Raw genomic sequence first — 26872 nt, forward strand, 5'->3', positions numbered from 1 at the left:
AACAGCAAATAAAAAGGCCACAGATTTTTTTCTGTGGCCTTACTTATCTTAAGAATAACAACTAGTTACAAGAATTTCTTGGCATTCACCTTACGTTCGTTCTCTGTTAAATATATTTTACGTAGGCGCATGCTCAATGGAGTGATTTCAATATACTCGTCTGCCTGAATATATTCCATTGCCTCCTCAAGTGAGAATTTAATAGCTGGAGCAATACGTGTATTATCGTCAGTACCAGAAGCACGCATGTTAGTTAATGCTTTACCTTTAACAATATTTACAACCAAATCATTATCGCGGATGTGCTCCCCCATGATCTGACCTTCGTAAACATCAACCCCTGGATCAACAAAGAAACGACCTCTATCCTGAAGCTTATCTATAGAATAAGCCGTTGTGTTACCTTTATCCATAGATACCAATACACCGTTCAATCTTCCTGGAATAGTGCCCTTCCAAGGCTCGTAAGACTTGAAACGGTGAGCCATAATTGCTTCTCCTGCGGTAGCAGTTAAAACGTTGTTTCTTAAGCCGATGATTCCACGTGAAGGAATTTCAAACTCTAAATGCTGTAAATCACCTTTTGGCTCCATCACTAATAACTCACCTTTACGCTGAGTTACCAATTCGATTACCTTACCGGCAACTTCGCCAGGAACATCTACAATAAGCGTTTCAATAGGCTCACATTTTTTACCATCAATTTCTTTGGTAATTACTTGTGGCTGTCCAACTTGGATTTCATAACCCTCACGACGCATCGTCTCAATAAGTACTGATAAATGCAGGATACCCCTTCCGTAAACCAAATAAGAATCTGGAGATTCTGTCTCAACCACTTTAAGGGCAAGATTTTTTTCCATTTCTTTATATAAACGTTCTTTTATACGTTGAGAAGTAACAAATTTACCTTCCTTACCAAAGAATGGTGAGTTATTGATAGTGAACAACATGTTCATTGTTGGCTCATCAATTTTGATTACCGGCAATTGCTCTGGAGCATCAAAATCAGCAATGGTATCACCGATATCAAAACCATCAATACCAACAACAGCGCAGATATCACCAGATTTAACCTCGGTAGTACGAATTTTTCCTAAACCTTCAAAAGTATATAATTCTTTTACTCTTGATTTTACTTGTTTACCATCACGCTTGATCAAGGTAACCGGTTGGTTTTCCTTGATAACACCTCGGTGAACGCGACCAACAGCAATACGACCTACGAAAGATGAATAATCTAAAGAGGTGATCTGCATTTGCAAAGTACCATCATTGTTTGGAGCGGGAGGAATATTAGCTACAACAGCATCTAATAAAGCAAAGATATCTGTAGTTGGAACTTTCCAGTCAGTGCTCATCCAGCCTTGTTTAGAAGACCCGTAGATAACCGGGAAATCTAATTGATCTTCTGTTGCTTCAAGATTAAAGAACAATTCAAAAATTTGTTCGTAAACCTCTTCAGGGCGACAGTTTTCTTTGTCTACTTTATTTACTACTACAATAGGTTTTAAACCTAGCGCAAGTGCCTTTTGCGTAACAAAGCGCGTTTGAGGCATTGCGCCTTCAAAAGCATCACACAGTAATAACACCCCGTCAGCCATTTTTAATACGCGTTCTACCTCACCGCCAAAATCCGCGTGACCAGGAGTATCAATGATGTTGATCTTAATGTCTTTATACTGTACTGAAACGTTTTTGGAAACGATGGTAATACCACGTTCACGTTCCAAATCATTATTATCAAGGATTAAATCACCTGTTTGCTCATTATCACGAAAAATTGAACAAGAGTGTAATATCTTATCAACCAGTGTTGTCTTACCGTGATCAACGTGTGCTATAATAGCTATGTTTCTTATTTTTTGCATAAAATGCGTGTAAATTTTGGCGCAAAGATAAGGTTTATTATCGAAATATCAGCGTGTTAGTTTAAAAATATGACGCCAATTGTCACATTCCAATTCAGTATAAATCTACGTGTTGTGCGATTACAATTTGAGCGCACCTTTAACATGGCTTGACATTTTGAACGTGCCTGGGTTCGGTCTGGGTAGTACCTGCCTTCGGCCTGGGTTCGTACGTCGGTTATCCATTCGGTATCCGTCGGCTATCGGTTCTGCATCATTGGTATATCTAAAAAACGAATAGATACCCTTCAATTGCCATTTTACGAATACAAAAAACACGAAGCCAGATAACATGCAAACCGAATCTTTATCTAAACAATGATTAAGATTTGTTGTTATCTTGAAAAGAAAATCATGAGCGAGCAAAATATTAATCCCGAAAACAGTAAAATGCCTAAGAGCGGAAATTTAAACCCAACAGGCCTGGACGAATGGAATGCGCGTTTAGATAACAATCTGGAGCCTGAAGCCGGCGGAAACTCATTGGCTGATGATAATGCAGAGGAATTTCACAAGTCTGCAGGCCATGAAAATCAAGAACCAGAAAAGGAAGATTAATTTAATTTCGACGAAAAGGCCCAAATTAAAAATGAAGGCAATGCTTTTGCCCAGGTAGCTACGTTATGTTCACCACCAACCATTTCATAATAACAAATGTCGTTAGGCCTTTTATAGCCCTTTCTTAACAATTCTTTGATGATATCGATGGTATCATCGATGGAATCTATAATATAATTTTTGTTCCTATCTGCCTGCTCGTCTTCAGTTCCTGTCATTAGCCAGAATTTCAGGTTTGGTTTTTCCGGAGTTCTACTGATAGAATCGTGAAGAATCCTGTCAGCATCAGTATACCCATCTTTCAGGTCTTTTTTTCGCCACCAGAAAGCGCCGGATAATACGCCTACTACATCAAAATTAGAAGAATTATTCCAGGCGATATCAAATGCACTTAATCCACCGAGGGAGAAACCGACAAATGCTCTGGTACCATTAATCGAATAAGGAATCTTCTTTTCTAAATATGGAAGTAATTCCTCGATGATAAAATTAGTATAAGCCGTTGCAAGTGAACCACGACCAAGAAAATCGGGAACTCCTGCCACTCCATATTCTTGAATTCGCTCTTGTGATGCTTTAATAGCGACGGCGGCAATGGGACCTGTTTTATCTTTTGCGTAAAGCGTGTTTAGTGTATCTTCTAATTTAAGTCCCAGCGCTTCCTGCCCATCGTTCAATATGAGCAGATTTAGTCGTTCATTTCCCAAAAGGCCTGGTGGCAGAAAAACCTCTAGCTCCACCTCTCTCTTAAGGTAACCAGACTTTAAAACAAAATGACTTTTAATAACATCCGAAACTAACATGGTGTCTTTCATATTCAGCAATATCCCACTCACTAATAATGTGCAAAGTTACTATTCTCCGTAAAATATTAGGATTCACTTTAGTAAATTTTATTTAACCATAGAAATCTCCTATCTTAAAGCACCTAAATTTCATGCTATGAAAGAAGAATATAAGAAATGGTATAGCCAAAATTTAAGTGGTGATCTTGAGCTATTGGTTTTTGGCCACAGCGGTTATCCAGTGATCTTATTTCCAACTAGCATGGGGAGATATTACGAGTACAAGGATTTCAAAATGATTGATTCCATTCAATGGTTTATTGATGAGGGAAAGATTAAAGTCTATTGTCCGGATAGTGCTGATAAACAAAGCTGGTATAATAGAGAAATTCCTGCTTCCGATCGGGCAAAAAATCACATTTGGTACGATAAAGCAATTCTAGAGGAAGTTGTAGGATTGGCGAGGCATGAAACCGGGCATAGCAAAATCATTACTGCCGGATGTAGTTTTGGCGGCTATCATGCTGCAAACTTTGCTTTTAGGTATCCGTGGATGGTGAGCCATATGTTTAGCATGAGCGGTGCATTTGACATGCGAAGTCAGTTGGATGGTTTTTACAACGACGAAGTTTACTTTAACAACCCGGTTGACTTTTTGGTGAATGATTCCAACCCGGCGCTATGGGACATGAAAATTATACTTGGAACATCAGACCGGGACATTTGCAGGGCAGATAATGAACGGCTTTCAGACATATTAAACAGCAAGGGAATAAACCACTGGCTGGACATTAGGCATAATGCCGATCATGACTGGCCAATTTGGAGAAGCATGATGCCAGAATACTTATCACAATTGTAAAACATTTAAGGTTGTTTTACTATTAAACGAATGGGAACTAAAACATTAACAAATATAATATGAAGAAAATTGGAATCTTATTCGGCAAAGAAAGATCATTTCCTGAAGCCGTGGTAAACCGCATAAATGAAATTGCTGCAAAAAATATAACTGCCGAATTTGTAAGTATTGACAAGATATTTCAAGCTGAACCGCTGGAATATGCTGTGATTATTGACCGGATATCTCAGGATGTTCCATTTTACAGAGCCGCAATGAAAAATGCTGCTATCACCGGAACTGCCGTAATCAATAACCCTTTTTGGTGGAGCGCAGATGAAAAGTTTTTCAATAATGCTTTAGCCATACAGATTGGCGTACCAGTGCCTAAAACAGCATTGATTCCTTCCTATGAAATGCCGGATGATACTTCAGACCAATCTTTCAGTAACCTGACATTCCCTATGGCATGGGATGATATATTTGAATATACAGGCTTCCCTGCTTACATGAAACCTTTTGATGGGGGAGGCTGGAAAGAGGTTTATAAATTACATGATAAAGAGGATTTTTTCGATAAACACAGTCAGACCAAACGCACGGTAATGATGCTGCAGGAAGAAATTGAATTTACGGAATATTTTAGGTGTTATTGTATAGGTGGCAAACACGTAAGAATTATGCAATATGAACCGCGAAACCCCTTTCATTTACGCTATCAGGTAGAAAATCCACCATCAAGTGAAGCCTTATTGAAAACCATACATGATTACGTAATAAAACTAAACCAATACTTAGGCTACGATTTTAATACAGTAGAATTTGCTGTTCGTGATGGTATACCTTATGCGATTGACTTTTGCAACCCAGCACCTGACGCAGAAATAACAAGCGTTGGACAGGCAAACTTTGATTGGGTAGTGGAAACTACTGCCCATTATGCCATTGAAAGAGCTAAGGCACAGGTTATAGGTCAGGATAATTTAACTTGGGGAACTTATGTGAAGAATTCAGGAGCGGGCCTTCCCTTGGTAGCACAGGCAGCAATCAAACCTGTTAAAAAGACTGTTTTGCCGAAAACAGTTAAGATCAAGGTTAAACCTGTAACTGTGAAAACCAAAGCTCTGGCTGTGAAAGCAGAAACAAGTGCCGTAAAAGCAAAACCTAAAGCAGCTACTGCCGCTACTAAAGTCCCAGCGAAAAAGGCTGCCCCATCAAAAAATAAGTAGTAGATATGAAAAATGAATTTACGCTTGGCATTGAAGAGGAATACATGGTTATTGACCCTGTTACCCGTGAGCTGACCTCTCACGACCAGAAAATTGTTGAGGCAGCCCAAAGAATTCATAAGGATCAGGTAAAAGCGGAAATGCACCAGGCTGTTGTTGAAGTTGGAACTGGGATATGCAAAAATACCGAACAGGCGAGGGAAGAAATATCTCAACTGCGTTATACGGTTTCTCAGCTTGCCGGTGAGCAGGGCTTAAGGATCGGTGCTGCTGGGACGCATCCATTTTCCCACTGGGAAAAACAATTGATTACGGAACATCCTAGATATAGTGAAATTGTGAATGAGCTGCAGGAAGCTGCCCGATCAAACCTCATATTTGGTCTACACGTACATGTAGGTTTCCAATCACGTGAATTGGCCATACACATTGCTAACCAAGTGCGTTATTTTCTGCCACATGTGTTTGCATTATCAACCAATTCTCCATTTTGGGAAAATAGGAATACTGGTTATAAGTCTTTTAGAACCAAGGTATTTGACAAGTTCCCCAGAACAGGAATCCCCGATATTTTTAACAGTATCGAAGATTACGACAACTATGTAAAGCTATTAATAAAGACGAATAGTATTGACAATGCAAAAAAAATTTGGTGGGATATTAGGGTACATCCTTTTTTTGAAACCATTGAATTTAGGATTTGCGACTGTCCGATGCTTATTGACGAGACTATGGCTTTTACGGCCCTATTTCAGTGTTTATGTGCAAAATTATATAAGCTCAGACTTCAAAACTTGACCTTTATTAGTTATTCAAGAGCACTCATCAACGAGAATAAATGGCGTGCTGCAAGGTATGGCATAGATGGAAATCTAATTGATTTTGGCAAGGAAATGGAAGTGAATTGCAGGAATCTTATCCTGGAACTGCTTGATTTTATAGATGATGTGGTAGACGAATTAGGTTGTAGGACTGACATTAATTATGTACTGAAAATATTGGAAAATGGTACTGGTGCAGATAGGCAATTGGCTGTTTACGAACAAAGTGGTAACTTTGAAGCCGTAGTGGATTATATCACTACTCAAACTTTAATAGGAGCAAAATAGTGAATATCGTTGGGAATACTGAGATTAGGGTTGCTGTAATTGACATGAATAATGGCTCACCCAACCAAGGAATGAGGGGTATAAAGGAAATCTTATTGCGTTATCGGGAGACTTCTGGTCTCGATATAATTTATGATATTTTTGATTTAAGGCAGAAAGGCGAGATACCAGATTTAAGATATGACATATACATATCGAGCGGAGGGCCAGGCAGTCCGTATGATGGCGAAGGCATGAAGTGGGAGTTTGATTTTTTCAATCTTTTGGACTCAATCGAATCCTTTAACAATAGCAGTAGTTCAGTTAAAAAACATGTTTTCTTAATTTGTCACTCTTATCAAATGGCCTGCAGAAAATTTAATGTTGGCAAAGTAATTAGGAGACGTTCCACCGCCTTTGGAATTTTTCCGGTGTTTTTAACAGAAGCGGGAACAGAGGAATGCATTTTTGATGGGCTTTCAAATCCACTCTTTACGGTTGACAGCAGGGACTGGCAAGTTGTAAATCCTGAAGATGTCTCTTTTTCAAATCCATACGCAAGTGTTCTAGCTATTGAAAAAGAAAGACCTCATGTAGATTTGGAACGTTGCGTAATGGCAGTGAGGTTTACTAATGAAATTGTTGGGACACAGTTTCATCCAGAAGCTGATCCTCTTGGGATGAAAATGTATCTGATCCAGGAAGATAAAAAAAATAGCATTATTGCTAACCATGGTATAGCAAAATATAAAGACATGCTTGCCGGCGTAGATGATCCGAATAAGCTACAGCTTACACAAAGTGTAATATTACCCAATTTTATAACACAGGCAATAGACACCCTAAAGGAAGAAGTTTAACTATGATTATCAAATACCGCGAAGCTTTTAATAGCAATTACTCAGATGTAAAATACAAGGAATTTTTGGCTGGCTTGCAAAAAGGTTATCCCGAAATACCTTTCAGGGTAGCGGAAACACCTGTATTCATTCCTGCAGATTTGCAGCAGAAACTTACTGAGGCAGGTGAAGAGATTATCAGCCTAATTAAGAAGGATGATTTTAAAAAACTCACTGAGCGTGCAATTCCTTTAGATTGGAACGTACCCAGCGAGAATGATCACCCGCACTTCCTAACTTTCGATTTTGGCATTTGTAAGGACGAGGGGGGTAAGCTGACACCAAAATTAATAGAAATGCAGGGCTTCCCTTCTTTGTATGGATTACAGCTCCATATGGCTCAGCAATACATTAATTCCTACGGACTAGCGACAAACCTTACTCCTTTTTTTGGCAGCTATAATGAGGAATCTTATGTCGCATTACTTAAAAAGGTAATTTTGGGCAACCATAAACCACATGAGGTAGCGCTTATGGATGTTGATGCCCAAGATCAAAAAACAGCTATTGATTTCTATTTAACACAGAAATATTTAGGGATTAAAATATTAGCTCTTACCGATATTTTTAAGGAGGGCAATTCATTATTCTATCTGGAAAATAATGAGAAAATTAAATTGAAACGCCTGTATAATCGCTTGATATTTGATGAAGTAGCTGAAAAAACTGATCTGTTCAAAGAAAGCTTTGACCCAAGGGATGAACTTGACATTGAATGGGTAACCCACCCTAACTGGTTCTATCGAATAAGTAAATTTACCATGCCTTTTCTCAAAAGTGAATTTGTACCCGAAACTCATTTTTTGAATGAACTGACGATCATTCCAAAGGACCTGGAGAATTACGTATTAAAACCTTTGTTTTCCTTTGCAGGTATGGGTGTTGTTATTGACGTAAAATTGGAAGATATTTTAGCGATTATTGATCCTAAAAACTGGATTTTACAACGCAAAGTAAACTATGAACCTGTAGTAAAATCTCCTAAAGGAGGCGTTAAAGTAGAAATACGACTGATGTATCTGTGGCCTGACAATGAAGAACCTAAACTTTGCATTAACCTAGCGCGTTTAAGTAGGGGAAAAATGATTGGGGTAAGATATAATAAAGACTTCGATTGGGTAGGAGGAACAGTAGGTTTAATGGAAGGTTAAATTTACATTTTGCAGACTGCCTAGCACTTGAATTTTGCTATTTTTGTATATGGACATTCAAACCATTCTGGTAATTATCTTGTTTATCACTGCATTAACATATTTTGGTCGTATGGTTTATCGTTCAATATTTCCAAAAAATGGTGCTTGTGGTGGTAGTTGCAAATGTGGTGTTGATTTTTCTAAAATCAATTCTGAAAAGAAATAGTTTTTGTAAATGGATCCTTTGCTCGAAACCTTTAAAACCTACCTTCAAAATAAAGTAGCGATTACGGACGAACAATTTGCACTAATATCTGATAGACTAAAGATTAAAACTTTCGAGAAAAACGAAATGATCCTAATGAAGGGTGATACTTCTGCCAACGGATATTTTATTTTGAGTGGTTTAATGAGGAGCTACTCTATTGATAATAAAGGTAAAACACATATTATACAATTCGCTCCGGAGCAGTGGTGGTTAAGCGAGCGTAATGGAATGCTATTTAATGAGGCCTCTGATTTCTTTATAGATGCCATTGAGCCAACTAGAGCAGTGCTTGTCCATAAGGATTTCATGAATGAATCTGCCAAACATGTGCCATGTTTGCATGACTTGAACCACAACATGCTCAATAATTCTATCCGATTTATGCAAAAGCGCATAAATATGCTCCTGAGTGCGACAGCCGAGGAGAGATATTTAAATTTTATTACTTTATATCCTAACCTCACACTTAGAGTTCCTCAATGGATGATTGCCTCTTACCTTGGCATTACACCAGAGTCTTTAAGTCGAGTGCGTAAAGATTTGGCTCACAAGCATTTTCGCATTTAGAATATTTCTATTACTTTCTTAACATAGGTCAATGTGTCTACCGTTTTACGACGGTACATTTGTATCATAATTTTGATAAATACAAAAAAATAATATTATGGCAACTACTAATTGGTCTTTAGACCCAACCCACAGTGAACTTCAGTTTAAAGTAAAACATTTGATGATCACTACTGTAACCGGAAGCCTGAATGTAATCAGCGCTACCCTTACTTCAGAATCAGAAGATTTTGAAGATGCTAAAATAACATTTGAAGCAGAAACCGGTTCAATTGATACGGGCAACAAAGACAGGGACAACCACTTGATTAGCGGTGATTTCTTTGACGCAGAAACTTACCCTAAAATCAGCTTTACATCTACATCTTTCAAGAAAGATGGCGGAGATTATTTATTGAGTGGTGATTTAACAGTAAAAGGAACAACTAAACCTGTTAAATTAAACGTGGAATTTGGTGGAATAGCAACAGATCCATGGGGAAACACGAAGGCTGGATTTACATTATCAGGTAAAATCAATAGAACTGATTTTGGGCTATCTTGGAATGCAGCTTTGGAAACAGGTGGTGTAATGGTAAGTGAAGAAGTAAAATTAGCAGGCGAATTGCAGTTTGTAAAACAAGCCTAAAAAACAATAAGCATCCAGTCAAAAAGAAAGGAGACAAAATGGAAGCAAAAATTAAGACGGTCTCGGCAGTACTGAAAGCGCCGGCACCACATATGGTGGGGGATGGATTTATGGTTCATAATTTTTTTCCCAGTGGTTATAAAATAAAAATGAGCCCATTTTTCTTGCTGGATTATAATGCAAAGATTAACTTTTCAGCAAGAAATGAACCTAGAGGTGTGGGTGTGCATCCACACCGCGGCTTTGAGACTGTTACAATAGCTTATCAAGGAGCGGTATCACATCATGATAGCGCTGGTAACAGCGGGGTTATTTATCCTGGTGACGTACAATGGATGACTGCAGCAAGTGGCATTTTGCATAAAGAATATCACGAGCAGAAATTTAGCCTTACCGGCGGAGATTTCCAAATGGTACAGCTTTGGGTAAATTTGCCTGCGAAAGATAAAATGAGTCGCCCTAAGTATCAGGATATTAAAAATACTGCAATGGCAAAATATAACTTGCCTGACGGAGCTGGTGTAATACAAATTATTGCAGGGGAGTATGAAGGAATTAAAGGTTCTGCCAGTACCTTTTCTCCACTGCACCTTTACAATGCAAGGCTAAATAAAGGTGCTAAAACTACTTTTAGGCTTCCTGAAAATTTTAATACTGGGTTTGTGATTATTGAAGGGGGGGTGCTAATAAACGGGGAAGAAGTTGCCCTAACCGATCAATTTGTTCATTTCAACAATGACGGGGATGAAATACAGGTTGAAGCACTGGAAAGTTCAGTGATCCTGGTTTTGAGTGGAGAACCAATAAACGAATCGATTGCCCAATATGGCCCATTCTTAATGAATAGCCAAGAGGAGATTCAAGTAGCAATCAGCGATTTTAACCAAGGAAAATTCGGTTATCTTGAAGACTAGATCCCTAGTGTTTTTTTATAAGTAAGGGCTGGAGTGTTGAGAGAAACTCTGGCCCCTTTTTATTGTTTCTGTATTAAGCAAACTGCATAAGCTACTACACCTTCTTCTCTTCCAACAAATCCCATTTGCTCGTTAGTTGTAGCTTTAATTGAAATGTCATCAACAGAGATTTCTATGGCTTCTGCAATGTTTTTTTGCATAGCCGGGATATGAGGATTTATTTTTGGTGCTTCAAGGCATATCATTGCGTCAATGTTTCCTATTTCCCATCCCTTATCTTTTATAAGCTTTACACTTTCTTGCAACAAGATTAAGCTACTTATTCCTTTCCATTTTTGGTCTGTATTCTTAAAGTGAAAGCCAATATCTCTTAGATTAGCTGCGCCAAGAAGCGCGTCACAAATGGCATGCAGTAATACATCGGCGTCTGAGTGCCCGTAGGCCCCTTTGGAATGACCCAAATTAACACCACCCATAATAAATGGGTGTGCGTCTTTAAGCTGATGTACATCAAAGCCAAAGCCTACCTTAATTTTCATAATTGTTTTGTGTTAATTTACATGGAATCGCCAAAGTTAAAAAGCAATGTGAACCGCAAGGTATTTGCAAGCGGGCTTTTTTGTGGATTGGCTATTAAATAAGAAAAGTCAATGTTAAAAACGTTGTACTTAAGGCCTGCGCCTAGTGTTAAGTAACGCTGATCACCCTTTGTTGGGTTCTCATAAAAATAACCTGCGCGAAGTGCAAACTGCTGATTATACCAATATTCTACACCGGCAGCGATATTTACTTCCCTCAATTCTTCACTAAAACCTCCCGGCGCATCAGTAAAAGACCCGAATATACCCGCTGGAACAGATCGATTAGGATCTTTGCCTGAAAGTATATTGCCGTTACTGCTGTATATGGGTTGTGTAGGAACCAACAATTTATTTAGATCCAACGCAAATGTAAATGTACTATAATCGTCTACTAAAAAAGTAGTTGCAGCGCCCAACTTAAGATTTGTTGGTAAAAAACTCTTTACAGCGCTGGCCGTGTACCCAATTTTAGTTCCTATATTTGATATATTACCACCGGCCGATATAATGGCATCTTTTCCAAATAACACTGAATTTGTTTTGTAATAAGCAGAAACATCAACCGCAACTGCACTACCGGCACCTGTTTGCTGGCCCTGAGTGGTTTGCCCGGAAGATAGGTTTGAATAAATATAACGCAGCGAGGTCCCTATTGAAAAGGAATCACCAAATCGCTTTGCATAAGTGAAATCGACGGCCAGTTCATTAGGACTATAAATACCAAGATCCTGTTGATTCACATCTATAAACTGAATTTCTCCAAGTGAGAAATAACGCAAAGACCCACCAATGGTATTCGTCTCATCAAGCATATAATAACCACTTAGATAACCCAAGTTAATGTCAGGGACTAAGCTTTTAAGCCATGGGCTATACGATGCGGCGAAGCCATACTTTTTATCAAGAAAGGCAAGCTTAGCAGGATTGATACTCATGGCATTTGCATCAGGATGAATTGCTACTCCTGCATTCCCCATACCACCTGATCTGGCATCTGGTGTAATTAACAAAAAAGGTACCGCAGCAACTATATTGTTCGGTTTGCTTCCTGTAGTTAGTGTAGCAGGCTGCACAGACTGTGCAGACAATCCGTTAGAAACTGTAATCAAAAAAAAGCCCAAAACAGTCTTTAACAAATTTTTATAGCTCATCTGCGTGCAATAATTAACATTATTGCACGCAAGTTAGCATAGTAGAGAGTAATTTCAAAGAAGTACGTTTAGGAGCTGTAAATTTTTGGTTCTGGATTAGAAAACAAAGCGGCTAAAAAGTACCACGCAAGGGCTATTATTAAAGTTTTTTTGGCTCGTACGCTATTTTTTATGTAATTTTAAACTTAGTTTGACGATTAGTAAGCCATGGAAAAAAAGATCTTATATTCATCTGCCTCACTTTTAATTATCGCAATTTCCTTTATGTCTTGTAAACAGCCGAAAGGCATTTCAGATAAAACCGGAATGGCCTATAATAAAAAGGAGTATGGGGGATTTGAAGTTAACAACAAGTTTAAGCGCGGACCCGGCCCTGGATTGGTAGAAATTGAAGGTGGTGTATTTGTAATGAGTGGAAGCGCAATTAACACTCCAGGGCAAGAACTAAGCACTTATAACCGTAAAAGGGAAACTACTGTTTCTTCATTTTACATGGACGAAACAGAAGTGTCTAATACCAATTGGCTGGAATACTTAAATTGGATAAGAACAAATTATCCTACCGACTACGAATATTACTATAATGAACTCCCTGATACATTAGTTTGGAGACGACCATTGTCTTATAATGAGCCTTATGTAGACAATTATCTTAGGCACCCTGCTTATCAGGATTACCCGGTAGTAGGTGTTTCATGGGAACAGGCGGACAGATATTGTGCATGGAGAACTGATCGTGTTAACGAAGCATTGCTAAGAGATCAAGGATATATGACTAGTTTTCAAGATCTAAATGGCACCAACAAAGGCAATGTAAGCTCAGCCACTAATCCAGCTTCTGCAAGTACAACTAGACCGAAAGAGCCTTTTAACACTGACATTTACCTTAATGGTCAATATGATGATAAGGGAAAAAAAGCGTTGCCTGACCTTAACCCCAGAAACACTGCTGTAGCCGCAGGACTAGGGACTGCTGGTGCCTCAGGAAAAAATACAGCTTCTAGGAATGTTAGATTGGAAGATGGCATTTTAAAACAACCTTTCCGCTTGCCGACCGAGGCGGAATGGGAATATGCAGCATTGGGTCTTATTGGTAATACAGAATATGAAAATATTGCCCAAAATAAAATATATCCATGGAATGGCCTTGGCTTAAGCTCTGCAAAGAAAAAAACTAGGGGATTGATGTTAGCGAATTTTAAGAGAACAAAAGGCGACTATATGGGTGTAGGTGGATCCTTAAATGATAAGGGTGGACTAACCGTTGCTGTAAGATCCTATTTACCAAATGATTTTGGCTTATACAATATGGCCGGTAATGTTAACGAATGGGTAGCTGATGTCTATAGGGTAAATACATTTGAAGCTGCAGATGCTTTTAATCCATTTAGGGGTAACTTTTATGAAGACAAGAAGATTGCTGACCCTATAACAGGGAAAATAGAGAAAGACAGTCGCAACAGACCTGTAATGGTCGCTGCCCAATCTCAAAAGAAACAAACATGGGCAGAAAAACAAGCAGCCGCTAGTAAATCTGCAGATTCTTTGAAAACAACCTTTGCAGATCAGAGAGGATATCGTGATCCTGCAGGTGATTTATATGGCGAGATCACATTAGTTAATGATAAATCAAGAGTATACAAAGGGGGCTCCTGGGACGATCAGGCTTTATGGCTTAATCCTGCAACAAGAAGGTATTTACAGCAGGACGAATCAACAGCTGATATTGGATTCCGTTGTGCGATGACGATGCTTGGTGCATCAGAAATCCGTTCGTCTGGAAAACCACAATTCAAGATTAAACCACCTATAAGGTATAACAGCAAGAAAAGATAATTTTTAATGTTCATTAATCAGAAGGTTCACAAGATTCTTTCTATCTAAAAAAATTGGATAAGAGTTTTGTATATGGCATAGTCCGATTTACTCTTACTTCAGATAACCTTCATAAGTACATTTTGAAACGAAATTAATATTATATCACTTACCTTAAGCTATTAGGAAATCAATAATGATGGCGATATCGGATTCTCTTTATGTTCATACACTCCATTTATTTTCGCCTTCATGAGTTCTCTATTGAGTTAGCACATACTGAATAAGATTCGCGCCCATTTTTAAGGCGTTTAAACGGCTTTCCTGAGTATCCCCCGGATAAGTTCCATAATCCTCCCAGCCGTTACCTAAATCGCACTCAAATGTGTAATAACAAACTACACGTCCCTGCCATATTAGAGCAAAACCTTGTGGAGGCTTCCCGTTATGTTCATGAATTTTAGGGAGTCCATTAGGGAATTTAAATTTTTGGTTATAGATAATATGGTTTGTTGGAAGTTCAAGGAAAGTAAGTTCTGGAAATACCTTTTTCATTTCTTTGCGAATAAATTTATCCAACCCATAATTATCATCTATATGAAGGAATCCCCCCCCAATTAAGTAACGCCTTAGATTCGCTGCCTCAGCATTACTGAATACCACATTCCCATGGCCCGTAAGGTATACAAATGGGTAATTGAAAAGTGTTGCACTTCCAATTTCTACTATGTCATCTTCACCAGCAAAATTGGTACGTAAATTCCTATTACAAAAATCAATAAGATTTGGCAAAGATGTTCGGTTAGCATACCAATCTCCACCGCCACTGTATTTCAATTTTGCCATCTTGTAAGTAGGCTTAATGAAGCTACTAAAGAAGGTAATTGTTACTAAAAAAAAAGTGTATAACCTCATCTATTCAAATAATTCACCTCGAAACAAGCAGCAATGCCAGCAGTTTCAGTACGTAACCGGGTGTTACCTAAAGTTAGCGGTTTAAAACCAAAATGCAAAGCCAATTCAATTTCACTTGGACTAAAATCACCTTCAGGACCAATTAAAATTGTATACTTTTTTTCAGGAACACTGATATCAGAAAGGTAATTTCTAGGTTCATTGTCAAGACAGTGAGCAATAAATTTTACTGAGGACGCTTGGTTTTCGCATTTTAGAAACTCTAACAAGCTAACGTCCTGATTAACTTTTGGATGATAGGCCTGCAGGGACTGCTTAACAGCAGATGTGACCACTTTGTTTAGTCGATCTTCTTTGGTTGCTCTCCGCTCACTTCTGGCACAAATGACCATAGTAATTTCATCTATTCCAATCTCAGTTGCTTTTTCAAGAAACCACTCCAAACGATCCATATTCTTTGTTGGTGCAATGGCGATATGAAGATAGTAGTCTCTTTTATTATATTCTAGAATAACATTTATAATTTTAACAGTTACTCGCTTCTTATGCTCCTCAATAAGTTCAGCTTTGTAAAGCCCACCCTTACCGTCTATTAAATGAATAAAAGCACCTTTCTGGAGCCTTAAGACTTTTGTACAATGCTTACTTTCCTCTTCACTTAAGGAATACTCACTTGAATCAATATCCGGAGTATAGAATACATGCATTATAAAAGATATTAATGAGAATCAACCATATCAGCCTTACTGATGACCAGTTCTAGCTTAATAGTCTCAACATTTTGTTCTGTTTTTTTAAGTATTGTAAATAGATAACCGTAACATTCTTCACTGTCGCCAACCTCAGGTATCTTTCCAAATGCATGAGAAACAAGACCGCCAACGGTATCAAAATCTTCATCTTCAGGAAGGTCATGTGGTAAGTGCTCATTCACGTCATATACAGTTGCATAAGCATTAATAATGAACTCTGTTTCGGATACCTTTTCTACTGTCGGTTTTTCCTCATCATATTCATCCTGTATTTCACCTACAATCTCTTCAACAATATCTTCAAGTGTGACCATACCAGCTGTACCTCCAAACTCGTCAATGACTATCGCAATCTGGATCCTCTTTTGTTGGAGCTCACTTAACAAATCGTTGATCTTCTTGGTTTCAGGAACAAAATATGGTTTTCTAATAATATCGCTCAGAGCCCACTCTTTATTTCCAGCAAGAAGAGGAAGTATATCTTTCGCATGAACGATCCCGATAATTTTATCAATAATTTCACTATAGACTGGCAAACGAGAATAACCTTCGCCAATTATGATATCAACCACTTCTTCTTTAGATGTATTCAGTTCGATACCCGAAATCTTGGTTCTAGGAACCATAATGTTTTTTACTACACGTTCATTAAAATCAAAAACGTTTTTAATGAGTTCGTGTTCATTATCTTCAAGCGCACCGCTTTCCTTTCCTTGATCAAGCAAATATTGCAATTCCTCATTACTGTGTAAAGATTCATGCCCACCTGCAGTATTAATTCCGAATGGCTTTAAAATTACTGCAGCCAAACTATTAAGTGTCCAGATAAAAGGTCTAAAAACAACATAAAATATTTGCAAAGGGACTGACACAAAAAGCGTAGTTGCCACCGGCCTCTGTATCGCTATAGATTTAGGTGCGAGCTCTCCAAAAACAATGTGCATCACTGTGATTAATGAGAAAGCGACAACAGTTGAAGCTGAATGTATAAACGCGGGACTAACATTTAAGTTAAAGCTTATAAACATATTTTGAAAAATGGTATGCATTACCTCTTCGCCAACCCAACCAAGACCAAGAGAAGCTAGCGTAATGCCGAGCTGCGTTGCCGCCAGATATCCATCCAGATTATGTACAATATTCTTAGCCATCTTGCCTACTCGGCTACCAGACTTAGCTTTAATCTCTATTTGAGATGCCCTCACTTTAACAATTGCGAACTCTGCAGCTACAAAAAAGCCATTGAGTAGAACCAGAAATAAAGCCAGAATCAACCGCCAACCCACAGATCCAGTCTGGGGAATGGTTACATCAGCAATTGCTAAAATTGATGAAGGTAAGTACGTGCTAATAGACGCAATTACAAACATACAAACAGAGTTGAAAATCATTAATGTTATTTCCTAAATTTTTTATCGTAAAGCTCAATGCTTTCTTGTATTACTTTGTGCGCATACCTTACACCTAGCAAATGTTCGATAGTTACCTTCTTCTCTTCTAAGGCCTTGTAATCCTGGAAGAATTTGACTATTTCCTTCATCGTATGAGGAGGAAGGTCTGCTAGGTCGTTGATATAATTTACAGACATATCATTTTTTGCCACAGCTATTATCTTATCATCCTGCTCACCATTGTCAACCATATGCATCACACCAATAACTTTCGCTTCGATGATTGTCATTGGGTAAACATCAACAGAACATAGAACTAGGATATCTAAAGGATCGTTATCGTCACAGTAAGTTTGTGGTATAAAGCCATAATTCGCAGGATACATTACTGAAGAAAACAGCACCCTATCCAACTTGATAAGATTAGATTCTTTGTCAATTTCGTATTTCGCTTTTGATCCTTTAGGAATTTCGATAATGGCATTAACGATTTCAGGTAAGTTCTCTCCTGGAGAAACGCTATGCCAAGGATGGGTGTCGTAGTTACTCATTGTAATTGTTCAGTGTTAATCTTTTATTCATCAGTGTTCTTTACCACCTTTTTTCTAACAAATGCTATTAGAAGAGGGATGCTAGTAACAACTATAAAGCCTACTATAATATATAATAAATAATCATTTATTTCCTTCTCAAATCTCCTGCCAAGGAAAAATCCAAGCAAAGTTAGGGAGCTTATCCACAAAATTCCACCAATAATATTATAAAATGCAAACTTCTTAAAGTCGAGTTTAACAACACCAGCAAAAATTGGAGCAAAAGTTCTAACAATCGGAACAAATCTTCCCATTATAAGTGCAAACGCCCCTTGTTTATTATAATATTCCTCAGCGGCTTTCAAATATTTCAGTTTAAAAAAAAATGAATCTTTCCTTTGATAAAGCATAGGGCCAGTTTTCCGACCGAACCAGTAACCAGTGAAATTGCCAGAAACCGCACATACGATTAACCCAAAAATCATTACATATATATTAACATCAAGTTTGCCTGTTGCGACAAACATTCCTGCAAGAAATAAAAGATAGTCACCAGGCAAAAAAAAGCCAAAGAAAAGTCCCGTTTCCGCAAAAATAACGAACATCACAACATAAAAACCACCTTCTCGGAGTAATTTTTCAGGGTCAACGAAATGTTGTAATGAGGTCCAGAAATTGTGCATATTTCAATTATTCGTAAAACTACAAATAATTATTAATAGAACTCATTATATCAAATTTAAAATTACAGCAGGATAAATACCTAAAAACATAGTAATTATTAGAGAAAACAACAACACTATCTTATATTGTAATGGCGTATCAAGTTCAACCTCATTTCCATCTTTAAAGTACATAGCAGCGATGACTTTAAAGTAATAGTAAAAACCAACCAATGCATTCAATATAGCAAAGGCTACCAGGTAAACATGATAGTCTCCCATAACGTTCAGAAACATTAAATACTTACCTATAAATCCGGCAGTAAGTGGGATTCCAGCTAAGGATAACATTGCTATTGTAAGTATAAATGAAGTTAGTGGATTACGCTTTGCTAACCCGTTAAAACTATCAAAATGGTCACTACCAGTCTTTTGCTTTACTAATATTAACACCGCAAATGCTATAATACTTGCAAAAGTATAGGCCGAAGCATACACTAAAACATTGTTGGCAGAATTGCTTGATAAAGTAATTAATGAAAACAGAAGATAACCAGCATGAGAGATACTAGAATAGGCCAGCATTCTTTTAAAGTTTCTTTGAAACAATGCTGTAAGATTTCCTACTAACAGAGTCAAACAAACGATAACCATTAGTGGCGGAAGCCAGAAATCATGTAATGGAGCAAATGTTCCGGCAAATAATCTTAAGAATGATGCAAAACCTGCGGTTTTAACTACAGTAGACATAAATGATGTAACCAGTGTCGGCGCACCTTCATAAACATCTGGTGTCCAAAAATGAAATGGAGCAGCTCCTATTTTAAAGCTCAGTCCAATCAATAAAAGTATAACACCTGGATAGAACATTGGTGAAATATCATGATAATGACCAACCAGATATTGATTTATTGTATGAAGATCGAAGGAACCGGTAGCACCATAAATCAAGGTTATGCCGAATAAAAGGAAGCCTGTTGAAAATGCACCCATAAGGAAATACTTAAGAGAGGCTTCATTACTCGCAAAATCATTTTTACGGATACCCGCCAAAATATATAGACTGACAGACATGATTTCAAGACCAATGAAAAGCATTGACATATTCTGATAAGAAACCATAATAAGAATTCCTGAAAGTGAAAATAAGATCAGGGTAAAGTACTCAGCTATATTTTCACTGTTTTCAGTAAAATAGTTTTGAGTAAGCAAGAAGATAAACAGTGTGCCAATGATGCTGACTGCAGAAAATGCTAGAGCAAAGTTATCCATCTGCATCATGCCATAATAGGATGTATTAGCATTCCATGATGAAATTACAAAACCTAGTGAGATAAGCAAGCCAACGATGGTTATCGGCAATAAAGTCTTTTTTGCCTTATACAAACCAGCATATAGCACCACTAAAGCTGTAATAGCAATTGTTATAATGATATTCATTTGCTTAAATTCCCAATGTTAATTTTTGTGTTACTTGATTTATTAATTGTTGAACAGCTGCTTCAGATAAGTGCAAAATTGGTTTAGGGTAAATACCAATTAAAATAACAAATGCACAAATAATGTACAGAACAATTTGTTCTGATCCTTTAATATCGGTAAAGCCAATAGTTAGATCGTTAGTCTTACCTAGCATCACATTCTGATACATTCTAAGCATGTAAACTGCCCCAAATATAATAGTTAAACCAGCAAAAACAGCCGCCCAAATACTGTATTGATAAACGCCCATCAACAACAAAAACTCACCGATAAAACCATTTGTTCCAGGTAGTGCAACTGTGCCTAGAATAATAATCAAAAACACTATAGCTAATTTCGGTGCCTTCTTTGCAATACCACCCAAATCACTTATTTTATTTGTTTTCATTCTACTTGAAATAATATCAAGGACAAAGAACAATCCAACAACATTAATTCCATGACTAAGCATTTGTATCATCGCACCTTGCATTCCCTGAGTATTTATTGCAAAGATACCGGCACTGATAAGTCCAACATGTGCTATTGAAGAATATGCAACCAATCTTTTCGCATCCTTTTGCATAAACGCAATGATAGAAGCGTATACAATACCAACTATAGATAAGATGATAGCTAGATACCCCCAATTTTGAACTCCTAACGGCACTATAGGCAATAACCATCTGACTACTCCATAAATACCCATTTTTAGCATAATACCGGACAGTAGCATCGTACCAGCACCGGGGGCTTGGGTATAAGTATCAGGCTGCCAGGTATGGAAAGGGAAAATTGGCATTTTAATCGCAAACGCAATAAAGAAAGCCAAAAATATCCACCCCTGTTGACTCCTGTCTAAACGGAGGCTATAAAATGACTGAATATCGAAATTATGCGCAGGATTTTGAAGGTATAAATATATAATGCCGATTAACATGAAAAGCGACCCGCCAATGGTATATACGAAAAACTTCATATTCACCTTTATACGATCCTTTCCTCCCCAGATAGCACAGATGAAGTATATAGGAATTAATGCTGCCTCCCAACCGATATAAAAGAGAAAGCCATCAAGTGCTGTAAATACAAGTATAAGCCCACTTTGCATAAAAAGTATTAAAGCAAAAAATGCGGAGGGATTTTTATACTCGTGATTATAAGCAGAACATATAATCAAAGGTATTAATGCATTGGTCAATAAAATAGTTACAATGCTTATTCCGTCAATACCAGCATGAAAACTTATCCCAAGATTCTGAATCCATGGATAATTTAAAACAAACTGTGTAGATGCATCAGGATTAAAACTGCAAAGCACAATAACAGTGACAGCTACAGAAGATAGCGCCGATATCAAAGCGACATATTTAGCCGACTTTCCGGAAAATATAGTTACCAGTGCCCCGACTAATGGTAAGAATATAAGAAGTAGTAAAAGTTGCTCCATTATTTTGTAGTGAACTATCTTTTATAATGATAAATAAGTATACAATAACATTGAGATGATTCCTATCACCATCATAAAAATATAAAAACCAACATTTCCCGACTGAACAAGCCTTAAACCCTTGCTTGCCTCGGAAGTTCCCCAACCCAATCCGTTTACAATACCGTCGATTATTTTGTTATCAACTATCTTATAGAAGAATGTAGAAAGCAAATCAAGTGGCTTACGAATTATAGCATCATATATTTCGTCAACATAAAATTTGTTATAAGAAACATTTGCTAGAAACGACCGTTTTGCCTCATCTGCTATAGGAACATGATTATGCTTAACATACCTTCCATATGCAAGCACTATGGAAATCAGAACTCCAGCAACCGTAATGCCCATAAGCATAAATTCAGTTGCATGGTCCCCTCCTTCAGCATGATAAGCAATTACAGGAGAAAGCCATTGTGATAACCAATGATGGCCACCAAGCACTTCCGGAACCCCAATGAAGCCACCAAATGCAGATAAAATTGCCAAAACAATTAATGGAATGGTCATTGATTTAGGAGACTCGTGTATTTTCTCTTCAGCGTGATGCGTTCCTCTATACTTCCCGAAAAAAGTTAGGAACAACATCCTGAACATATAGAAAGCAGTTAAAAATGCAGTCGCAACACCAATTAACCACATCACTTTATTATGTTCGTAAACATGGGCTAAGATTTCATCTTTTGAAAAGAAACCAGAAAAAGGTGGTAAACCGGAAATCGCCAAGGTCCCTATAAGCATTGTTACAAAAGTTATTGGAAGCTTTTTTCGCAGGCCGCCCATCTGCCTCATGTCATGCTCGTGATGCATAGCATGAATAACCGAACCAGCACCAAGAAACAATAGGGCTTTAAAAAATGCGTGCGTAATTACATGAAAAAACCCACCATCGTAAGCACCAACGCCAAGCCCCAGGAACATATAACCCAATTGTGATACGGTTGAATATGCCAATACCTTTTTTATGTCTGTCTGAGTCAACGCAATCAATGCCCCTATAAGTGCAGTAGATAAACCAATAATCGCTATAATATGCTGAACAATTGGTGCCAAATCAAATAAGACATTAGAACGTGCTATCATGTAAACACCTGCTGTTACCATAGTTGCAGCATGAATTAGGGCAGAAACTGGCGTCGGTCCAGCCATTGCATCCGGCAACCAGGTAAATAATGGCAATTGTGCAGATTTACCACATGCACCAATGAAAAGTAATAAAGCGATAAGTGTAATCGTTCCATCTCCAGGCATCATATTTGCCGCTTGCGGAAATATTTTTGAGAATTCGATGCTTCCAAAAGTTGTATAGATGAAGAAAACGCCTAATAAGAACCCAAGGTCTCCTATGCGATTCATTACAAAGGCCTTCTTGGCGGCAGAAGCATAACTACTATTCGTATACCAGAATCCGATTAGGAGATAGGAACACAACCCTACACCCTCCCATCCTATAAACATCACAATATAGTTAGATCCAAGAACCAACAGCAACATAAAAAAGACAAATAGGTTCAGATAACTAAAAAATTTTCCAAATCCTTCATCATCATGCATATAACCGGTAGAGTAAATATGGATAAGAAACCCCACTCCGGTAATAATTAACAACATTATTGAACTTAATGGATCTACCAGGAATGACAAGGGTATTTTGAGGGTACCTGCCGAAATCCAGTCGAATAGAAATACTTCGTGAGATTTAACAGGATCGGCACCAAGCTGAAAAAATATTCCAATGCTTATTAAAAACGAAATGAATATTACGCTGCTTCCTATAAAACCTATCAGGCCTTTTGAGAATTTGTTCCTTCCCAGACCATTGATAATGAAGCCAATTAAAGGTATTAACGGAACCAGCCAAACTAAATCTATTATCATCTTATAACTTATTCTTAATTACCATTTAAGGCGATTTAACACATTGATATCCGTTGATTGTGTATTCCTGTAAACCATTACAATAATACTTAAGCCTACTGCAACTTCTGCAGCCGCCAAAGCCATAATAAAAAATACAAATACTTGCCCTGATGGATCATTGCTATGAACCGAAAACGCAGTCAACAACAGATTTACTGCATTTAACATCAATTCAACTGACATGAAAATCACAATTGCATTGCGACGAGTCAATACCCCTACCACACCAATTGTGAAAATAATTGCACTTAACCAGATATAGTGGTTAAGTGGTACACCTTGCAATTCCTGAGTAATGTTCTGCACTATACTTTTTCTTTTTTGGTTAATAATACGGCTCCTACCATTGCTGTAAGCAATAGTATGGAAGACAATTCAAATGGCAACATAAATGGTCCAAATAACTCTTTCCCGAGATTTTTTAATAACCCAAGATTAGGATTTCTTAAGATAACAGGATCTGACATTGAAGTAGCTTTTAATGAGCCAATAAGTGTCACCACTAAGCAGCATCCAGCAATAACCCCAACTATTTTTATCATATTCGACTTCAAAGGTTCGTTATCCTTATTTAAGTTTAGTAACATCAAAACAAAAAGGAAAAGCACCATAATGGCGCCCATGTAAACTATAAAATTCACTACCGCCAAAAATTGTGCATTTAAAAGAATGTAATGGACAGTAAAGGTAAAGAATGTTAGAATGAGATAAAGCACGCTATGCACAGGATTCTTTGCAAAAACCACCATCAAAGAAAAAATAACGCTCAATGTTGCTACGAAATAAAATACTGAAACTCCCATTTATTTATTTGTTAATGGTTGCTCAACCAGTTTATCCTTACCATATATAAAATCTTTACGCAAGTAATCTGATGGTACTATAGGACCGTCTAGATAAATTGCTTCTTTAGGGCATGCCTCTTCACACAATCCACAAAAGATACAGCGTAGCATATTGATCTCATAAACTGCAGCATATTTCTCCTCTCTGTAAAGTTCCCTTTCTTCCGGCTTACGTTCAGCGGCAATCATGGTAATCGCTTCAGCAGGGCATGACAGCGCACAGAGTCCACATGCAGTACAACGCTCACGCCCATTTTCATCTCTTTTAAGAGAGTGCATCCCTCTGAAATTAGTAGAAAACTCACGTTCTTGCTCCGGATATCTTATAGTTGCTTCCTTTTTAAAAAGATGACTTATAGTTATAGATAACCCTTTTACAATTGCAGGAAGATACATCCTTTCTGCAAACGTAAGGGGCTTTTGCTCTAATACTTTTTTCTTACTGGTTAAGGGTTCCATTAAACCTCCATATTATACCGCAATGCGGATAGTTAAAATTTTTCAATTATGGCAATCACTACTCCTGTGATAATGATATTTGCTATAGCTAGTGGAATTAATCCTTTCCAGCCCAAATGCATCAACTGATCATAGCGGAAACGTGGAATAGTCCAGCGCACCCACATAAAGAAAAATATAAATGCAAATATCTTAATAAAAAACACGAAAGTTCCAATTAAAGGTCCCATTATCGGGCCAGCATGAATTAAAACCCAATCCATTCCAGGATAGTTATAACCTCCAAAATAAAGCGTGGCCATTACTGCAGATGAAACAAACATGTTTATATACTCTGCAAATAGATAAAACCCCAATTTCATTGAAGAATACTCCGTATGATAACCACCAATTAGCTCTGTTTCACACTCTGGTAAATCAAATGGAGCACGGTTAGTCTCAGCGAATGCACAGATAATAAATATTAAAAAGCCAAGCGGCTGATATAATACATTCCAATGCCAGCCATGTTGCTGATCAACAATCTCTTTCAAACTCATGGTATTTGTCACAAGTAATAAAGCAATTATCGAAAGGCCCATTGCAATCTCATAGCTAATGTTTTGAGAAGCAGCACGTATAGCACTAAGCAATGAATATTTATTATTAGAAGCCCATCCACCTATCATAACTCCATAAACACCCAAGGAAACAATACCGAAAATATACAAAATACCAACATTGATATCCGTTACCTGCAATGGTACTATTCTATTGTTTACCAATATGGGACTTCCCCAAGGAATAACAGCAGTTCCAATGCATGCTGTAAGCATGGCAAGACCAGGACCCACCATAAATAACCACTTACTCGCATTTGTTGGAATAATTTCTTCCTTCATGAACATTTTAAGTCCATCTGCTAGTGGTTGCAAAATACCGAATGGACCTGCTCTATCAGGACCAAGCCTGTCTTGCAAAAAGGCAGCTACCTTACGCTCAGCGTAAGTTGAATACATCGCAATCACCAAAGTAATTGCAAAAATAATTGTAACCAGTATAAATTTTTCTATAACAAAAGCTATATCCATTAGAATTTGGCTGTTTTTTCTAGTTCTACTTTATTCGCCTGTTGTAATTGCGGGTTATTTTGAATTACAGGAAGTGGCTTCAAAGTCTCATAGTGATTTGAAGCAATGACAGAAGCATCACTGATATGAGTAGGGTGCTCGATTACCCAATCCACTGTTTTCTTTTTATCAAAACGACAAGTATTGCAAATAAATTCCTCTACTTCCCCATAAATATCTTTTCTTGCTGTCACCCTCAAAACGTCATCACCCTTATACCATAAGGTTACCTTACCAGAACAAGTCGGGCAATCCCTATGTGCATCAATTGGTTTTGTGAACCAAACCCTATTTCTAAACCTAAAAGTCTTATCAGTTAATGCACCAACCGGACAAACATCTATTACATTTCCAGAGAAATCATTGTCTACAGCAGTTTGTATATAAGTCGAGATTTCTGAGTGATCACCTCTGTTTAATATACCGTGAACACGCTTGTTAGTAATCTGATCTGCTGTAAACACACAACGATAACACAAGATGCACCTATTCATATGCAATTGAATTTTATCACCAATATCTATACGATCAAATGTACGTCGTTCAAACTCATAACGCGTTTTTTGCAAACCATGCTCGTAGCTCAAATTTTGAAGATCGCACTCTCCTGCCTGATCACAAACCGGGCAATCAAGCGGATGATTAATCAAGAGCATTTCAACAACACCGCTTCTAGCTTCAATAACTTCTGGTGAGGTTATGTTCTGCACTTCCATGCCATCCATTACCGTAGTGCGGCATGATGCTACTAATTTAGGCATAGGCCTTGGGTCTTTTTCAGACCCTTTGCTCACCTTAACTATACAAGTACGGCACTTTCCACCACTACCTTCAAGTTTACTATAGTAGCACATAGCAGGCGGCACAATATCCCCACCTATCTGCCTCGCGGCATTTAAGATGCTAGTACCGGGAGCTACCTCTACTGTTATCCCGTCTATGGTTACCTTAACTTTATCACTCATGATG

The 26872-nt window shown here is 37.7% G+C and carries 27 protein-coding genes; 10 read left to right on the forward strand and 17 right to left on the reverse strand.

Going from position 1 to position 26872, the window contains the following annotated elements:
• Window positions 1–65: 65 nt before the first annotated feature.
• On the reverse strand, window positions 66–1871 hold the full coding sequence (gene typA / locus ACVWYN_RS00760; RefSeq protein ID WP_457286908.1) for a translational GTPase TypA: 1806 nt from the start codon (window positions 1869–1871) through the stop codon (window positions 66–68).
• Between the two features lie 357 nt (window positions 1872–2228).
• On the opposite strand from typA, the gene ACVWYN_RS00765 reads away from it, so the two are divergent.
• A complete protein-coding gene (locus ACVWYN_RS00765; RefSeq protein WP_457286909.1) occupies window positions 2229–2468 on the forward strand; it encodes a hypothetical protein in 240 nt (79 codons plus the stop codon).
• Here the strand turns inward: ACVWYN_RS00765 and ACVWYN_RS00770 are convergent.
• Window positions 2465–3304 (reverse strand): alpha/beta hydrolase, encoded by an 840-nt coding sequence (locus ACVWYN_RS00770; RefSeq protein WP_457286910.1) that lies wholly within the window; start codon window positions 3302–3304, stop codon window positions 2465–2467. The two genes, ACVWYN_RS00765 and ACVWYN_RS00770, sit on opposite strands and share 4 nt — an antisense overlap.
• A gap of 106 nt (window positions 3305–3410) precedes the next feature.
• Here ACVWYN_RS00770 and ACVWYN_RS00775 point away from each other — a divergent pair, with 106 nt between their 5' ends.
• From ACVWYN_RS00775 to ACVWYN_RS00810, 8 genes are all read left to right on the forward strand, one after another.
• Window positions 3411–4115, forward strand: a complete 705-nt coding sequence (locus ACVWYN_RS00775; protein ID WP_457286911.1) for an esterase family protein — start codon at window positions 3411–3413, stop codon at window positions 4113–4115.
• A gap of 59 nt (window positions 4116–4174) precedes the next feature.
• On the forward strand, window positions 4175–5323 hold the full coding sequence (locus tag ACVWYN_RS00780; protein WP_457286912.1) for an ATP-grasp domain-containing protein: 1149 nt from the start codon (window positions 4175–4177) through the stop codon (window positions 5321–5323).
• A 5-nt stretch (window positions 5324–5328) separates the two neighbouring features.
• Entirely contained in the window at window positions 5329–6432 is a 1104-nt protein-coding gene (locus ACVWYN_RS00785; protein WP_457286913.1) for a carboxylate-amine ligase, read from the forward strand.
• A gap of 44 nt (window positions 6433–6476) precedes the next feature.
• Entirely contained in the window at window positions 6477–7271 is a 795-nt protein-coding gene (locus tag ACVWYN_RS00790; protein ID WP_457286914.1) for a type 1 glutamine amidotransferase, read from the forward strand.
• A gap of 2 nt (window positions 7272–7273) precedes the next feature.
• Window positions 7274–8461: a hypothetical protein gene (locus ACVWYN_RS00795; protein ID WP_457286915.1), complete on the forward strand. Its 1188-nt coding sequence runs from the start codon at window positions 7274–7276 to the stop codon at window positions 8459–8461.
• Window positions 8462–8678: 217 nt separating this feature from the next.
• A complete protein-coding gene (locus ACVWYN_RS00800) occupies window positions 8679–9278 on the forward strand; it encodes a Crp/Fnr family transcriptional regulator (RefSeq protein WP_457286916.1) in 600 nt (199 codons plus the stop codon).
• 97 nt (window positions 9279–9375) lie between these two features.
• Window positions 9376–9906 (forward strand): YceI family protein, encoded by a 531-nt coding sequence (locus tag ACVWYN_RS00805; RefSeq protein ID WP_457286917.1) that lies wholly within the window; start codon window positions 9376–9378, stop codon window positions 9904–9906.
• Window positions 9907–9944: 38 nt separating this feature from the next.
• Window positions 9945–10820: a pirin family protein gene (locus tag ACVWYN_RS00810; protein WP_457286918.1), complete on the forward strand. Its 876-nt coding sequence runs from the start codon at window positions 9945–9947 to the stop codon at window positions 10818–10820.
• Window positions 10821–10879: 59 nt separating this feature from the next.
• Here the strand turns inward: ACVWYN_RS00810 and ispF are convergent, their stop codons facing one another.
• Window positions 10880–11359 (reverse strand): 2-C-methyl-D-erythritol 2,4-cyclodiphosphate synthase, encoded by a 480-nt coding sequence (ispF, locus tag ACVWYN_RS00815; RefSeq protein WP_457286919.1) that lies wholly within the window; start codon window positions 11357–11359, stop codon window positions 10880–10882.
• Window positions 11360–11376: 17 nt separating this feature from the next.
• On the reverse strand, window positions 11377–12552 hold the full coding sequence (porV, locus tag ACVWYN_RS00820; RefSeq protein WP_457286920.1) for a type IX secretion system outer membrane channel protein PorV: 1176 nt from the start codon (window positions 12550–12552) through the stop codon (window positions 11377–11379).
• A gap of 207 nt (window positions 12553–12759) precedes the next feature.
• On the opposite strand from porV, the gene ACVWYN_RS00825 reads away from it, so the two are divergent.
• Complete coding sequence (locus ACVWYN_RS00825) at window positions 12760–14388, forward strand: SUMF1/EgtB/PvdO family nonheme iron enzyme (protein WP_457286921.1); 1629 nt, start codon at window positions 12760–12762, stop codon at window positions 14386–14388.
• 240 nt (window positions 14389–14628) lie between these two features.
• Here ACVWYN_RS00825 and ACVWYN_RS00830 read toward each other — a convergent pair whose 3' ends face one another.
• Genes ACVWYN_RS00830 through ACVWYN_RS00890 form a run of 13 tightly spaced genes read right to left on the reverse strand, consistent with a single transcriptional unit; the run spans window position 14629 to window position 26868 of the window.
• Window positions 14629–15282: a DUF4159 domain-containing protein gene (locus ACVWYN_RS00830; protein WP_457286922.1), complete on the reverse strand. Its 654-nt coding sequence runs from the start codon at window positions 15280–15282 to the stop codon at window positions 14629–14631.
• Entirely contained in the window at window positions 15279–15989 is a 711-nt protein-coding gene (locus ACVWYN_RS00835) for a 16S rRNA (uracil(1498)-N(3))-methyltransferase (protein WP_457286923.1), read from the reverse strand. The genes ACVWYN_RS00830 and ACVWYN_RS00835 overlap by 4 nt, the downstream gene beginning before the upstream one ends.
• 11 nt (window positions 15990–16000) lie before the next feature.
• Window positions 16001–17404, reverse strand: coding sequence for a hemolysin family protein (locus ACVWYN_RS00840; RefSeq protein WP_457286924.1), 1404 nt, complete (start codon window positions 17402–17404; stop codon window positions 16001–16003).
• A gap of 26 nt (window positions 17405–17430) precedes the next feature.
• The gene (locus ACVWYN_RS00845) at window positions 17431–17976 is read right to left on the reverse strand and encodes an inorganic diphosphatase (protein WP_457286925.1); all 546 of its coding nucleotides are present in this window, start codon (window positions 17974–17976) and stop codon (window positions 17431–17433) included.
• A gap of 23 nt (window positions 17977–17999) precedes the next feature.
• Window positions 18000–18641 carry a DedA family protein gene (locus ACVWYN_RS00850; RefSeq protein ID WP_457286926.1) on the reverse strand — a complete coding sequence of 214 codons (642 nt, stop codon included), beginning with the start codon at window positions 18639–18641 and terminating at the stop codon, window positions 18000–18002.
• Between the two features lie 45 nt (window positions 18642–18686).
• Window positions 18687–20060: an NADH-quinone oxidoreductase subunit N gene (locus ACVWYN_RS00855; protein ID WP_457286927.1), complete on the reverse strand. Its 1374-nt coding sequence runs from the start codon at window positions 20058–20060 to the stop codon at window positions 18687–18689.
• A gap of 4 nt (window positions 20061–20064) precedes the next feature.
• Window positions 20065–21531, reverse strand: coding sequence for a complex I subunit 4 family protein (locus ACVWYN_RS00860; RefSeq protein WP_457286928.1), 1467 nt, complete (start codon window positions 21529–21531; stop codon window positions 20065–20067).
• A gap of 21 nt (window positions 21532–21552) precedes the next feature.
• Window positions 21553–23445: an NADH-quinone oxidoreductase subunit L gene (nuoL, locus tag ACVWYN_RS00865; RefSeq protein ID WP_457287648.1), complete on the reverse strand. Its 1893-nt coding sequence runs from the start codon at window positions 23443–23445 to the stop codon at window positions 21553–21555.
• Between the two features lie 21 nt (window positions 23446–23466).
• Window positions 23467–23796, reverse strand: coding sequence for an NADH-quinone oxidoreductase subunit NuoK (gene nuoK / locus ACVWYN_RS00870; RefSeq protein WP_457286929.1), 330 nt, complete (start codon window positions 23794–23796; stop codon window positions 23467–23469).
• Window positions 23796–24293 (reverse strand): NADH-quinone oxidoreductase subunit J family protein, encoded by a 498-nt coding sequence (locus tag ACVWYN_RS00875; RefSeq protein WP_457286930.1) that lies wholly within the window; start codon window positions 24291–24293, stop codon window positions 23796–23798. Before ACVWYN_RS00875 ends, nuoK begins: the two co-directional genes overlap by 1 nt.
• On the reverse strand, window positions 24294–24794 hold the full coding sequence (locus ACVWYN_RS00880; protein WP_457286931.1) for a NuoI/complex I 23 kDa subunit family protein: 501 nt from the start codon (window positions 24792–24794) through the stop codon (window positions 24294–24296).
• Between the two features lie 32 nt (window positions 24795–24826).
• A complete protein-coding gene (gene nuoH / locus ACVWYN_RS00885; protein WP_457286932.1) occupies window positions 24827–25864 on the reverse strand; it encodes an NADH-quinone oxidoreductase subunit NuoH in 1038 nt (345 codons plus the stop codon).
• Window positions 25864–26868, reverse strand: coding sequence for a 2Fe-2S iron-sulfur cluster-binding protein (locus tag ACVWYN_RS00890; RefSeq protein ID WP_457286933.1), 1005 nt, complete (start codon window positions 26866–26868; stop codon window positions 25864–25866). The genes nuoH and ACVWYN_RS00890 overlap by 1 nt, the downstream gene beginning before the upstream one ends.
• Window positions 26869–26872: the final 4 nt, after the last annotated feature.

The sequence above is a fragment of the Pedobacter sp. UYP24 genome (assembly GCF_054057295.1).

Excerpts from the sequence above, each read along its gene's own strand:
- typA (WP_457286908.1), bottom strand. The coding sequence starts at position 1,871 with ATGCAAAAAATAAGAAACATAGCTATTATAGCACACGTTGATCACGGT.
- ACVWYN_RS00765 (WP_457286909.1), top strand. The coding sequence starts at position 2,229 with ATGATTAAGATTTGTTGTTATCTTGAAAAGAAAATCATGAGCGAGCAA.
- ACVWYN_RS00775 (WP_457286911.1), top strand. The coding sequence starts at position 3,411 with ATGAAAGAAGAATATAAGAAATGGTATAGCCAAAATTTAAGTGGTGAT.
- ACVWYN_RS00780 (WP_457286912.1), top strand. The coding sequence starts at position 4,175 with ATGAAGAAAATTGGAATCTTATTCGGCAAAGAAAGATCATTTCCTGAA.
- ACVWYN_RS00785 (WP_457286913.1), top strand. The coding sequence starts at position 5,329 with ATGAAAAATGAATTTACGCTTGGCATTGAAGAGGAATACATGGTTATT.
- ACVWYN_RS00790 (WP_457286914.1), top strand. The coding sequence starts at position 6,477 with ATGAATAATGGCTCACCCAACCAAGGAATGAGGGGTATAAAGGAAATC.
- ACVWYN_RS00795 (WP_457286915.1), top strand. The coding sequence starts at position 7,274 with ATGATTATCAAATACCGCGAAGCTTTTAATAGCAATTACTCAGATGTA.
- ACVWYN_RS00800 (WP_457286916.1), top strand. The coding sequence starts at position 8,679 with ATGGATCCTTTGCTCGAAACCTTTAAAACCTACCTTCAAAATAAAGTA.
- ACVWYN_RS00805 (WP_457286917.1), top strand. The coding sequence starts at position 9,376 with ATGGCAACTACTAATTGGTCTTTAGACCCAACCCACAGTGAACTTCAG.
- ACVWYN_RS00810 (WP_457286918.1), top strand. The coding sequence starts at position 9,945 with ATGGAAGCAAAAATTAAGACGGTCTCGGCAGTACTGAAAGCGCCGGCA.
- ispF (WP_457286919.1), bottom strand. The coding sequence starts at position 11,359 with ATGAAAATTAAGGTAGGCTTTGGCTTTGATGTACATCAGCTTAAAGAC.
- porV (WP_457286920.1), bottom strand. The coding sequence starts at position 12,552 with ATGAGCTATAAAAATTTGTTAAAGACTGTTTTGGGCTTTTTTTTGATT.
- ACVWYN_RS00825 (WP_457286921.1), top strand. The coding sequence starts at position 12,760 with ATGGAAAAAAAGATCTTATATTCATCTGCCTCACTTTTAATTATCGCA.
- ACVWYN_RS00830 (WP_457286922.1), bottom strand. The coding sequence starts at position 15,282 with ATGAGGTTATACACTTTTTTTTTAGTAACAATTACCTTCTTTAGTAGC.
- ACVWYN_RS00835 (WP_457286923.1), bottom strand. The coding sequence starts at position 15,989 with ATGCATGTATTCTATACTCCGGATATTGATTCAAGTGAGTATTCCTTA.
- ACVWYN_RS00840 (WP_457286924.1), bottom strand. The coding sequence starts at position 17,404 with ATGTTTGTAATTGCGTCTATTAGCACGTACTTACCTTCATCAATTTTA.
- ACVWYN_RS00845 (WP_457286925.1), bottom strand. The coding sequence starts at position 17,976 with ATGAGTAACTACGACACCCATCCTTGGCATAGCGTTTCTCCAGGAGAG.
- ACVWYN_RS00850 (WP_457286926.1), bottom strand. The coding sequence starts at position 18,641 with ATGCACAATTTCTGGACCTCATTACAACATTTCGTTGACCCTGAAAAA.
- ACVWYN_RS00855 (WP_457286927.1), bottom strand. The coding sequence starts at position 20,060 with ATGAATATCATTATAACAATTGCTATTACAGCTTTAGTGGTGCTATAT.
- ACVWYN_RS00860 (WP_457286928.1), bottom strand. The coding sequence starts at position 21,531 with ATGGAGCAACTTTTACTACTTCTTATATTCTTACCATTAGTCGGGGCA.
- ACVWYN_RS00875 (WP_457286930.1), bottom strand. The coding sequence starts at position 24,293 with ATGGGAGTTTCAGTATTTTATTTCGTAGCAACATTGAGCGTTATTTTT.
- ACVWYN_RS00880 (WP_457286931.1), bottom strand. The coding sequence starts at position 24,794 with ATGGAACCCTTAACCAGTAAGAAAAAAGTATTAGAGCAAAAGCCCCTT.
- nuoH (WP_457286932.1), bottom strand. The coding sequence starts at position 25,864 with ATGGATATAGCTTTTGTTATAGAAAAATTTATACTGGTTACAATTATT.
- ACVWYN_RS00890 (WP_457286933.1), bottom strand. The coding sequence starts at position 26,868 with ATGAGTGATAAAGTTAAGGTAACCATAGACGGGATAACAGTAGAGGTA.